The organism is Streptosporangium saharense (assembly GCF_014203715.1).
Classification (GTDB): domain Bacteria; phylum Actinomycetota; class Actinomycetes; order Streptosporangiales; family Streptosporangiaceae; genus Streptosporangium; species Streptosporangium saharense.
In genome coordinates this window covers 109,286-119,666 of the sequence record NZ_JACHJP010000014.1, presented here as the reverse complement: position 1 = coordinate 119,666, position 10,381 = coordinate 109,286, and the positions used below count along the sequence as shown (strand labels likewise).

12 protein-coding genes are annotated in these 10,381 nt (G+C 69.9%); 9 read left to right on the top strand and 3 right to left on the bottom strand.

Annotated elements, in window-relative coordinates:
- The first annotated feature begins 492 nt into the window (after window positions 1-492).
- From FHS44_RS38075 to FHS44_RS38045, 7 genes are all read left to right on the top strand, one after another.
- Window positions 493-729 carry a hypothetical protein gene (locus tag FHS44_RS38075; RefSeq protein ID WP_184725069.1) on the top strand — a complete coding sequence of 79 codons (237 nt, stop codon included), beginning with the start codon at window positions 493-495 and terminating at the stop codon, window positions 727-729.
- A complete protein-coding gene (locus FHS44_RS38070) occupies window positions 726-1,088 on the top strand; it encodes a hypothetical protein (protein ID WP_184725067.1) in 363 nt (120 codons plus the stop codon). Before FHS44_RS38075 ends, FHS44_RS38070 begins: the two co-directional genes overlap by 4 nt.
- A 59-nt stretch (window positions 1,089-1,147) precedes the next feature.
- Window positions 1,148-1,441 carry a hypothetical protein gene (locus FHS44_RS38065; RefSeq protein ID WP_184725065.1) on the top strand — a complete coding sequence of 98 codons (294 nt, stop codon included), beginning with the start codon at window positions 1,148-1,150 and terminating at the stop codon, window positions 1,439-1,441.
- A gap of 396 nt (window positions 1,442-1,837) precedes the next feature.
- Window positions 1,838-2,077: a hypothetical protein gene (locus FHS44_RS38060; RefSeq protein ID WP_184725063.1), complete on the top strand. Its 240-nt coding sequence runs from the start codon at window positions 1,838-1,840 to the stop codon at window positions 2,075-2,077.
- An 11-nt stretch (window positions 2,078-2,088) separates the two neighbouring features.
- Entirely contained in the window at window positions 2,089-2,328 is a 240-nt protein-coding gene (locus FHS44_RS38055) for a helix-turn-helix domain-containing protein (RefSeq protein ID WP_184716960.1), read from the top strand.
- Window positions 2,329-2,763: 435 nt separating this feature from the next.
- Window positions 2,764-3,396, top strand: a complete 633-nt coding sequence (locus FHS44_RS38050; protein WP_184725061.1) for an AAA family ATPase — start codon at window positions 2,764-2,766, stop codon at window positions 3,394-3,396.
- A 110-nt stretch (window positions 3,397-3,506) separates the two neighbouring features.
- Window positions 3,507-4,307, top strand: coding sequence for a class I SAM-dependent methyltransferase (locus FHS44_RS38045; protein WP_184725059.1), 801 nt, complete (start codon window positions 3,507-3,509; stop codon window positions 4,305-4,307).
- Between the two features lie 408 nt (window positions 4,308-4,715).
- Here FHS44_RS38045 and FHS44_RS38040 read toward each other — a convergent pair whose 3' ends face one another.
- Entirely contained in the window at window positions 4,716-7,607 is a 2,892-nt protein-coding gene (locus FHS44_RS38040; RefSeq protein WP_184725058.1) for a helix-turn-helix transcriptional regulator, read from the bottom strand.
- A 259-nt stretch (window positions 7,608-7,866) separates the two neighbouring features.
- On the opposite strand from FHS44_RS38040, the gene FHS44_RS38035 reads away from it, so the two are divergent.
- A complete protein-coding gene (locus tag FHS44_RS38035) occupies window positions 7,867-8,415 on the top strand; it encodes an ATP-binding protein (protein ID WP_184725055.1) in 549 nt (182 codons plus the stop codon).
- A 43-nt stretch (window positions 8,416-8,458) separates the two neighbouring features.
- On the opposite strand, the gene FHS44_RS38030 is transcribed toward FHS44_RS38035, so the two are convergent.
- Window positions 8,459-8,911, bottom strand: coding sequence for a winged helix-turn-helix transcriptional regulator (locus tag FHS44_RS38030; protein ID WP_184725053.1), 453 nt, complete (start codon window positions 8,909-8,911; stop codon window positions 8,459-8,461).
- 93 nt (window positions 8,912-9,004) lie between these two features.
- Between FHS44_RS38030 and FHS44_RS38025 the strand changes: the two genes are divergently transcribed.
- Complete coding sequence (locus tag FHS44_RS38025) at window positions 9,005-9,598, top strand: dihydrofolate reductase family protein (RefSeq protein ID WP_184725051.1); 594 nt, start codon at window positions 9,005-9,007, stop codon at window positions 9,596-9,598.
- Between the two features lie 9 nt (window positions 9,599-9,607).
- Here the strand turns inward: FHS44_RS38025 and FHS44_RS38020 are convergent, their stop codons facing one another.
- A complete protein-coding gene (locus tag FHS44_RS38020) occupies window positions 9,608-10,102 on the bottom strand; it encodes a hypothetical protein (protein ID WP_184725049.1) in 495 nt (164 codons plus the stop codon).
- Between the last annotated feature and the right edge of the window lie 279 nt (window positions 10,103-10,381).

Sequence of the window (10,381 nt, the reverse complement as noted above, 5' to 3'; positions counted from 1 at the left end):
TCCGCTGGTGCCCGCCCAGCGACGTCCGGTTCCCGAGTTGGACCCCGAGCCGGGATCGCCCGCAGCGGCCCCGGCCGCGACCGCCGTACCGGATGGTCTGCCTGGCCTCCCGGAAGCCGCCTCCGAGCCGGATTCCGTGTCGGTTCCTGCCGGTGACATGGTTGCTGTTCCGGCCTCGGAACCTGTTGGGCCGGTGCGGCCTGCCTGGCCTTCACCGCCTCGACGGACCCGGCGCCCTGTCCCCGGTGCTCCCCGAGCCGGGATCTCCTGGGCCAGGCTGCGTCGATCCGGTCTGTCGCGGCCTGGTTTCCGCAGGAGTGCGGTACGGCCCGCGACCGGCGGCCGCCTCGACGCGAAGGCCGCTGCCGCGTTTCCCGTGCTCGTGTGGCTGTGCCGTACGGCGCGCACGTTCCTTGTTGTCCCGCAGGGCAGGCCCGTCTGGCGATCACCTCGTCGGCCAGAGCCTCTGATCGGATCACGGAGGTCCAGATCATGCACAACAACACCCCCAACAGTCCGGCGATCCCGGGTTGGCGGTTGATCGTCAGTGACACCGGCCGGTACTGGGCCATCCGCAACCGGGCGTTCCCTCGGGTGGCGTTGCGGGCCGGGGTGGAACCGGCGGTGGACGCCGACACCTTCGAGGAAGTGCAGGTCGCCGTGGCCGAGCAGGAGGACAAGGCCCGCAGCGCCGTCGCCGCTGCCGAGAAGACGGAGCCGGTCTCGTGACGGGGCGGCATCGGGACGGCCAGCCGTACGCCTCGGTGTATCAGCGGGTCTGGGACGGGCCTGCGCGAGCGGAGGCCGAGCGGCTTGATCAGGTGTGGTCGGACTGGACGGTGCTCTACAGCCTGGGCAAGCGGAGCTTCTACGCCGTGGCGTCCTGGGACGGCCCGCAGCTCGTGGTGGTCGAGGACGCCACCTCCGAGGGGTTGGAGGGGCGGATGCAGGAGGCGGAGATGACCCGGCTGGTCCAGGTCGCGCCGCCTTCGCTGGCCCCGCGCGACAACAGGGAGCGTCCGCCCACTGGGCCGAGTGACCGAGGCCCGGCCAGAAGGCGGCGTTCGCCGGGAGGGAGGACGGCATGATGCCACTCCTCAACGCGGCCCGTCCAGAGGCCGGGCTTTCAGATCGAACCTGTAACACCGTGCAAACGGCTCACCCCGGGTGGCTGGTCTTCCACAATGCCCAGTCCGGCCTGTGGAGCGCCTACCGGCATGTCCTGTCCGGCAGGCCCGAACCCGGCGCTGTGCTGCTGGTGCGGGCTGAGTCGGCGGAGGAACTGGACCGCAAGCTGGCCGCTCAGATGCCTGCGACGGTGCCGCCGAGTATCCGGGCCGTGGCCGCTGCTCGTGCCTTGCAGGCCCACGCCGCCCATGCTCTTCGGGCCGGTCGGATCGCTCAACGACCTCCCGCACTGCGCAGACTCCTGCGCTCCTAAAAGCCGGTACGGCGGGCGGTGGGACCTCATCCCACCCGCTGCCCGCCGTACCTCATGAACGTGCGGCCCAGACGGAGGGGTCTGGGCCGCACACTCCCGCAAGGCGGCTCCTACACACGTCGGGACATGGCAGGGCGTGTTGGGGAAGGGGGAGCCGCCTGGCGCACCGGTCTTCCACAGCTTGTGGAAGACCGGTCCTCCTCCAGGGTGCCCGGCTCATGCTCCCCGGCTCGGGCCGGGCACCCGCCCACCCCTCCCCGCAAGAACGCTCCGCCCCGTCCCCGCGAGAACGTCCCGCGCGGGACCGCAGCTTTCGCCCCCTCTGACCCGAGCTTCCACCCCCTGCTGACCCCGGGCGGAGCGAGTTTCCTGTCCGTCCTCCGAAGCGAGACGACGATGACCGATGACGAGTACGAACGACGCGTGATCGACGTGCTCACCAGCACCCACCCCGGCTGGCACTACCAACAACGCGACCTACCCGGCCTACCCCGCTGGTGGGCCACCCGCTACTACCCCCTGCGCCCCGACCAGCGCAAAGCCGGAGCCCGCGACGTGCTCGGCCGTACCACCCTGCACGGATTGATCAGGGCACTCGCCCACCACGACAAGATCCTCCACAACCTCCGCTACTGAAGGAGCCCCCCATGCCTACCCTCAAGGCCACCCGCAAGGCCGTCACCCCCGACGGCACCTTCACCACCGGACCCGAAACCACCGACCGCCTCCTCACCCCCGGCGAAGTCGCCCACATCTTCGGCGTCGACCCCAAAACCGTCAACCGCTGGTCCCTCACCGGCAAGATCCCCTCCCTCAAAACCCCCAGCGGCCAACGCCGCTACCGCCAAAGCGACATCAACGTAATCCTCAACCCATCAACTCCTTGACCACGTGCTCCGGTCTCGGGAGGAAAGATCATCCCCGCGCACGCGGGGAGCACGGCATGCGGTCCATGATCGCGTCTTCGACGTGGGGACCATCCCCGCGTGCGCGGGGAGCACCGCTACTGCACCCAGGCGTGCCGCCAAGCCGCGGGACCATCCCCGCGTGCGCGGGGAGCACGCTTCCTGTCGACCGCGATCACTCGTGAGGCGAGGACCATCCCCGCGTGCGCGGGGAGCACTTGGGGTAGGCCGCAGTGTCGGCAGCCGTTCGGGGACCATCCCCGCGTGCGCGGGGAGCACCGGTTGAGGATGTCAGTGGCCGCGTTGTACGCGGGACCATCCCCGCGTGCGCGGGGATGGTCCCAAACACCCCACTTGCGGTGCCCAAAGCCCAACGTGCTCCCCGCGCATGCGGGGATGGGCTCGTAGGGTCGGGGGATGTTGGTTTGGGTTAATGGGCCTTTTGGGGGCGGGAAGACGCAGACGGCTTATGAGCTTCGGCGGCGGTTGCCGGGGAGTGTGGTCTGTGATCCGGAGCATGTCGGGTTCGGCCTGCACCGGATGATGCCGCCGGAGCTGCGCGGGGACTTCCAGGACCTGCCCGCCTGGCGGCGTGGGGTCCGCGAGGTGCTTGAGCTGGTTCTCGGTAAGCATGACGGGCCGGTGATCGTGCCGATGACGGTCGTGGAGCCCGAGTACTTCAGGGAGATCGTCGGCCGGTTACGGGAGGACGGTCACGATGTCCGGCACTTCGCGCTGCTGGCCGAGCGGGCGACGGTGTTGCGGCGGCTGAGGGAGCGCGGCTTCGGTCGTGTCGTGCAGTTCGTCGCGGGCAAGAACGCCGCCCTGGGGCGGGAGACCTTCGCCGTGGCCAAGCTCGACCGGTGCCTGGAGCGGTTGCGCGACGAGGAGTTCGCCGAGCACATCTGGACCGACCGGCTCACCGTCGCACAGGTCGCCGACCGGATAGCCGCCTCGACCGGCCTGAGACTCGCCCCGAACACCGACGGCCCGCTCAGGGGCCGTGCCCGCCGGGCGCTGACGGGCCTCAGACACATTCGTTTCGACTGAGCGTTTTCCAGTGCTTTTGTGGACGCCTTTCTGGTGACCGGTACGGCCAGCGGGAGAACGATATCGGCCATGCCGCAGGAAAATCGTTTTCGGGCAATAGAATGATCTTCATGGAGGATGAGGAAGCGTACATGGAACGGCACGCTCTGTCATTCGGAGGTGTCGCCCGGGTTTACGACGACGCCCGGCCGGATTATCCGGACGAACTGTTCGAGTACATCGCGGGAAAACTCCCGGGACCGAAGGTTCTTGAGATCGGGGCGGGTACGGGAAAGGCCACGGCCGGGCTCCTCGACCAGGGGCTCACGGTGACGGCCATCGAGCCCGATCCACGGATGGCGGCCATCCTGGCGAGCCGTACCGGGGAACAGGTGGAGATCGCGACCTTCGAGTCCTTCGCGGCGGCCGGGCCGTACGACGGGCTGATCAGCGCGCAGGCCTGGCACTGGACCGACCGGGAGACGCGGATGGACCGGGCGGCCGCCCTGCTGCGGCCCGGTGGGTTCCTGGGGCTGGTCTGGAACTGCGGGCCGCTCAGGCAGGAGGAGATCGTCGCCGCGATCCGCGCGATCTACGACGACTTCGGGCTGTCGGACCTCGACCGGCCCGGCGAGCCGATCGTCAGGGCCGAGGCCGAGGCGATCCAGGACCCGCGAACCTGGCCCGGCGACGAACTGGCCGCGCATCCCGGGTTCGAATATCTCGGCAGTGTCCTTTTCCCGTGGCAGGAGGATCTCAGCGCGGCGGAGTTCGGCGCCTATCTGCGTTCGACGTCCTATTTCCAGACGCTCGCGCCGGAGACCGGTGATTCGCTGATCGAGACGATAACCACGACGATTCACCGGGACTTCGACGACCTGGTAACCGTCGAATGGACCACACAATGCTATGAGGCCGTACGACTGGGCTGATTCCCTCGTACGGCAGGCCCCCGGGTTCCCGAGCCCCGGGGGCCGCTCGCTTCCAGGGATGCCCTTGCCCGGCGGCTCCCAACAGCACTGCCGATCCCTGGCTCCCGACCCTCGCGATGGGCGGGGGAAGATGCCGTTTCCGCCCTCCCACCGACCGAGGAGACCCCGCTGAGACGGGGGACGCCGTTGCCCGTCCCGGGAGGCTCACCGCAGTCCTTTCCGTACTCCACGAGGTGGGAGGGCGTCGTGACTACTCTCTGCCGACGGCGGGCGCCGAACAATCCGGGACGACATCCGTAGGGGTACGTGGTTTTCGGCCCGGGGCCATCACGGACACTACGGGTCACTACGGGCATCACGGGTTTCGCGGACGCGTGAAAGCCAGGGCACGCGGAAGCCACGGGAGGGTCAGTCGTCCAGGAGGTCGGTTCTGGACTGTTTGCCGAGTTTCTTGAGGGTTCGGGCGACGTGCTGTTCGACCGTACGGGGAGACAGGAACAGCGCCTGGGCGATCTCGCGGTTGGTGCGTCCCTTCGCCAGCAGCCTGGCGACGTCCTGTTCGCGGGGGGACAGCACGTCGCCGTAGCCCCTGCGTCCTCTACGTGATGGTTTGACCGTGCCGTGGCTGCGCAGACGGTACCGACATCGGTCGGCGTCGCGAGGGGCGCCCATCGCGGCGAACTCGTCGGCCAGCGCGGACAGCTCCTCGGTGGCCCGTGCCGCCTCCGCGCCGCCACGGTCCATCCTGCACAGCGCGGCCTGCTCGGCGGCGAGGGCGGCATAGTACGGCGCGGGCAGCGCGCGGTAACGTTCTCCGGCCCGTTCGTAACCGGCGAGCGCCGAGGCCGGGTCGCCCGAGGCCATGGCGAGACAGGCCCTGGCCATCTCCAGCCCGGCGGCGGCCATCGGGGCGTCCCTGCCCTCGATGTTCTTTTCGAGCTCCCGCGTCAGTTCCCTGGCGTCGTCCGTCCTGCCGCCCTCGACGAGGACGGCGACCGCGACGGGGACCAGTTCCCCCGTCCAGGACCAGACGCCCTTCGAGCGCGCGACGGTCAGGCCCCGGTCGATCTCGGCCAGGGCGAGAGCGTTCTCTCCCTGGGCGAGCCTGAGCCTGGCCAGACCGGCGAAGCCGCCGAGGACGACCGGGGTGATGGCGTCGTGCGGGGAGGCGACACCAGTCGCGGACAGGCGTTCCTCGGCCTCCTCCCAGTCGCCACGGACGATCGCCAGCGAGCCGAGGACGAGGGACAGCTCGCTGGCGACGGGGAACAGGTCGTGATACTCGTCGAGCAGGTCGGTGGCGCGTTCCGCCAGGCCGTTCCAGTCGCCGAGGAACCAGGCGAGCCTGGTCTGGGTGGCGCGGGCGGTGCTGACGACGAACGGCGCCCCCGAGTCGATGGCCAGCCGCAGGCCCGTCTGGAGCAGGGACCTGGCCTGTTCGTGGTGGCCGACGCAGGTGCAGGCGTCGGCCATGTTGCAGTGCACCCGGGCGAGCTGCCGCTGCTCGCCGGTGGACATCGGGCTGGGGGGCGACAGGGACGCCAACTCCCGCAGGACGTCCGGGTCGCCGGTCTGCATCAGGGACGAAAGGTGGTTGGCCAGCAGGGACAGGCGCAGCTCTCCCTTGCAGTTGCTGATCAGTTCGAGCAGCCGTTCCCGCCATCGCAGGACCTGTGGCAGCGGGGCCGTGCCGTAGAAGGGCTGCGCCAGGACGGACACCCCCCTCGCGAGCAGGTGGGGGCGTTCGCCGAGCTCGTCGAGGGCCGTCTCGATCACGGCGCGTCCCGCTTCGAGGCCGCCGATCTGCCGCACCAGGAGCATGCCGAGGAAGAGCCGCACCTCGCCCCTGGCGGCGGTCGAGAGCCTGGGGTCGCTCAGCAGCCGCTCCAGGGTGGCCACCGGGTCGTACTGGTCGAGGCCCGCGTGTGCGACCTGGCCGAGCTTGACCGCGAGCCGGTCCACGTCGCGGGGGGAGAGGCCGGGGTATCCCAGCAGCCGTTGGAGCAGGCCGGTCGCGGCCGAGACGTCGCCGACCTGCGCGGCCAGGTCGGCGGCCCGCTCGCCGTAGCGGAGCGCGAGCGCGACGTCCCCGGCGTGGTGGCTGTGCTCGGCCATCCGCACCACGGGTTTGGGGACGCGGTGTTCGAGCGCCCGCAGCGCGCGGGCGTGCAGCCGCTGCCTGTCGTAGCCGGGCAGCGTGTCGTAGACGGCCTGTCTCGCCAGGGAGTGGCGGTAGCCGTAGGAGCACTCGTCGATCTCGTACAGCACGCCGTTGCCGAGCGCGGAGGCCAGGGCCTCGTGGCAGCGCCGTTCCGTCAGCCCGGCGACCTCGCTCAGCAGCCCGGCATCGACGGGTGTCTCCAACACGGCCGCCGCCTGCGCGAGCCGTACGGCGGGCAGGGGCATGCCGGTGAGACGCTCGGCCATCGCCTCGCGCAGCAGCACCGGGACCTCGACGTTCTCCAGCAGTTGCCGGGTCGCGCGGCCACCACCCGCCGAGTCGCGCAACGCCAGCAGGGTCTCCTCGACGACGAACGGGATGCCCGCGGTGCGTTCGTACAGCTTTCCGGCGAAGCGTGTGGAGATGCTCCTGCCGAGGAGGGCGGCGGCCAGGACACGCACCTGGGAGCGGTCGAGGGGACGCAGGTTCACCAGGACGCTCGCCGCCCCCGGCGGGGGACGGTAGGCGCTGCCCAGCGGCACCCCGCCGGGCACGTCCTCGCGCCGGTAGGTGACCACGATCGACAGGTTGCGCGGCAGGTCGCTCATCAGGAAGCGGAGCAGGTGCCGTGAGCCGTCGTCGGCCCAGTGCAGGTCCTCGATGACGAGCAGCGCGGGCCCGATGCCGGACAGCAGCTCCCTGACGGCGCGGAACAGCCGGTGGCGCTCCGACCTCGGGTCGCCGGTCGGCTCCGGGGCCTCGGGAAGGTAGGCCGACAGCTCGGGCAGCAGCGCGCGCAGGACGCCGGTGACCGGGTTGAGCCGGTTCCTGGCCAGGGAGGGGGGAACGGGCGGGTGGGCGAGACCGCCGAGCGCCTCGATCACCGCGCCGTAGAGGAACGGCTCCCGCAGCGACTGGCAGCGGCCGAGCATGATGCGCAGGGTCCGCAGCGGGGGGCGGTTGAGCAGCTCCCGCAGCAGCCTGCTCTTGCCGACCCCGGCCTCACCCTCGATCATCGCCACCGCGGGCTGCTCGGAGAGCGTCGCGGTCAGGGACTCCAGCTCGGACTCACGCCCGACGAGGACGGGTGACGCCGTTCGCGCCGGGCCGTACGCCTCGTGCCTTGGAGCCGTGGCCATCGCATGCCCCTGTCCGCATCGCCGTGCAGCACCACGTGGAGTGAAAGCGTAAGTGAACTCATAGTGGTTGTGAACACCAGTTTTTCGGTTGATTACGTACCTCTACGGAGGTTCCTACGGATTGCGCTGTGACGGCCCCGGGGAGATGGTGCTTCGGTACGGCTGTTGGTCATCCCTCGGCGTTCGGACGGGGGGCACGGCGAGGAGACGACGAGGACGCGACATGTCCATAACGGCGCATCGGCAATCTCGTCCGTGCGTGTTCCTTGAGGGCGAGTGCAGGGAGATAACTCCGGGACGATGGGCCACCTGCTGGGCCAGGTGCTGGGCGGCGCGCTGGGACGCGAGCTGGACCGACCGGTGGGGCACGGTCCGCCCGGTGGGGCTGCGCGCGTTCGCGGCCACGCCCTCCTCGGTACCCGAGGCCAGGGGATGGGCACGCGACCTGCTTGAGAGCCTTGACGGCCTGTCCTGCGCCGAACTTCTCGACGACGCGTTGCTGCTGCTGAGCGAGGTGGTCACCAACGCCGTCGTGCACTCCGACTCGGCACGCCACGAGGAGGGCATCGTGACGGTGCGCGTCGGCGTGGGCAACGGCATGGTCCACGTCGAGGTGCTCGACGCGGGATCGGCGACGGGCGGCCCCGCCGTACGGGAGATGACGACGGACGGCCTCGGCGGCAGGGGCCTGTTCCTGGTGGACCTGCTGTCAGCCGACTGGGGCGCACACAGCGGCGAGATGGGCGGCGCCGTGTGGTTCCGCGTCAGCACAACCCGCCCCACAAGAAACACTTTTGCCGCGGGCTGACCCCTTTCCAGCAGCCGGTACGGCCCGGCACTCGATGTTTCCGTCAGGTTGCCGCACCGGGGCCTGGGAGGAGGTCGATGTCGTTGGCGTGCATGGGGGTGTCGCAGTGGGAGCAGTGGAGGGTGGCGTGGCTGATCTCTCCGCATGTGTGGTGGCGGTAGAGGACCGGGGGGCCTGCCTCGCTCGCTAGCCAGCGGTCGCCCCAGGCGGCCATGACCATGAGGAGATCGATGAGTTCGGTGCCCTTGGGCGTCAGGTGGTACTCGTGGCGGGGGCGGTTGTCGTAGGGGCGGCGTTCGAGGACGCCCTGGTCGACGAGGTGGTTGAGCCGTTCGGTCAGCACCTTGCGGGAGATCCCGAGGTCGGCCTGTAGCTGGTCGAACCGGTTCATGCCCACCCACACGTCGCGCAGGATCAACGGTGACCACGGCTCCCCGATCACGTCGAGGGTGCGCGCGATGGAACAGGCCATCTCCCCGAATTGCGTGCGTTGCATGGGATCAGTCTAGTCGGTTGGGTTCCCTCAAGGAACTCCGGGTGTTACGCTCATGGAGTCTCTTAAAGGAACTCGAAAGAGGGAGTCCTCACGATGAGCAAGGTCATTGGCGCCCACGCGGTCTCGGTCGACGGATACATCACCGGGCGCGACCCGGGTGCCGGACGTGGGCTGGGAGAGGGCGCGACGCTGTTCGACTGGTACTTCGACGGCGACACGCCCAGCCAGGTGTTCGACGGGTTCCGGCTGAGCGAGTCCAGTGCGCGGGTCTTCGACGCCCTCGCCGGACGGGTGGGCGCGATCGTGGCGGGGCGCAACACCTACGAGGACTCCGACCGGTTCGGCGGCGGCAGCCCGCACCCGAAGGCCAAACTGTTCGTCCTCAGCCACCGGGCGGTGCCCGAACTCGGCCCGGCGCAGACCCTCGTCACCACCGGCATCGAGGACGCGGTCGCGGCGGCGCGTGAGGCCGCGGGGGGCAGGGACGTCGGCCTCATGGGCGGTGGCGTGCTGACGTCGGCGCTCGCGGCGGGCCTGGTGGACGAGCTGGTCCTCCACCAGGTGCCCGTCCTGCTGGGCGGCGGTCGTGGCTTCTTCCAGGAGCTGCCCGCCCATGTACGGCTGCGCCTGATCGAGGCCGTCCCCGCGCCCGGCGTGACGCACCTCCATTACGAGGTGCTCCGATAGGCGTCGGTGTCAGACGCCCAGTTCGTCGCACAGGTCGGCGTAGCGTTCGAGGTGGTCCGGGTTGCTCCGGAAGTCGGCGAGGCCGATCACGTCGAACTCGTCCGCCGACTCCGACGCCCGCACGCCGAGTACGGCGAGCGCGTCGTTTATCGAGGCCCGGTCGGCCGTCAGCCGTTTCTCACCGGCGAAGGCCACGGCCCACTGGTCGCCGAAACCGGCGAAGTACTCCGTCTGGATGATCGCGAACCGTGGTTCGTCCGCGCCGGTCACCTCGCGGGCGAGGTCGCACAGCACCGCCTCGCCGGGGAAGGTCGCGGGAAGGCCGTCGGGCAGGTCGAGCTGTGCGTCACGGCCCCGGATCGCGGCCCAGTAGGCCGAGAAGTAGTGGTCGATGGGGAACACGGTGATGTCGTCGTGCGTGAGCCTGGCACGCAGTCCCACCGCGTCGGCGCGTTCGGCGTCGATCCGCCCGGCCACGACAAGAGCACAGATATGGTGTCCCATCCCCGGAATCCTACGTCGCGGGCGCTTAGGGGCTTGATCACTCGACGGACCAAAGCCACACGACGGCGGACCAAAGCCACAGGCGGCGGGCCAAAGCCACGGGCGGCGGAGCAAGCCACAAGGAGCCGGGCCAAAGCCACACGATGGCGGACCAAAGCCACGGGCGGTGGGAGCAAGCCACAGGGAGCCGGGCCAAAGCCACACGGCGGCGGAACAAAGCCACGGGCGGCGGAGCACGTTACAGGCGCCGGACCGAATGTGTCACGGGCTGACCACTCC

Coding starts and splice junctions, on each gene's coding strand:
- FHS44_RS38075 (WP_184725069.1), top strand. CDS start 493: ATGCACAACAACACCCCCAACAGTCCGGCGATCCCGGGTTGGCGGTTG.
- FHS44_RS38060 (WP_184725063.1), top strand. CDS start 1,838: ATGACCGATGACGAGTACGAACGACGCGTGATCGACGTGCTCACCAGC.
- FHS44_RS38055 (WP_184716960.1), top strand. CDS start 2,089: ATGCCTACCCTCAAGGCCACCCGCAAGGCCGTCACCCCCGACGGCACC.
- FHS44_RS38050 (WP_184725061.1), top strand. CDS start 2,764: ATGTTGGTTTGGGTTAATGGGCCTTTTGGGGGCGGGAAGACGCAGACG.
- FHS44_RS38045 (WP_184725059.1), top strand. CDS start 3,507: ATGGAGGATGAGGAAGCGTACATGGAACGGCACGCTCTGTCATTCGGA.
- FHS44_RS38040 (WP_184725058.1), bottom strand. CDS start 7,607: ATGGCCACGGCTCCAAGGCACGAGGCGTACGGCCCGGCGCGAACGGCG.
- FHS44_RS38030 (WP_184725053.1), bottom strand. CDS start 8,911: ATGCAACGCACGCAATTCGGGGAGATGGCCTGTTCCATCGCGCGCACC.
- FHS44_RS38025 (WP_184725051.1), top strand. CDS start 9,005: ATGAGCAAGGTCATTGGCGCCCACGCGGTCTCGGTCGACGGATACATC.
- FHS44_RS38020 (WP_184725049.1), bottom strand. CDS start 10,102: ATGGGACACCATATCTGTGCTCTTGTCGTGGCCGGGCGGATCGACGCC.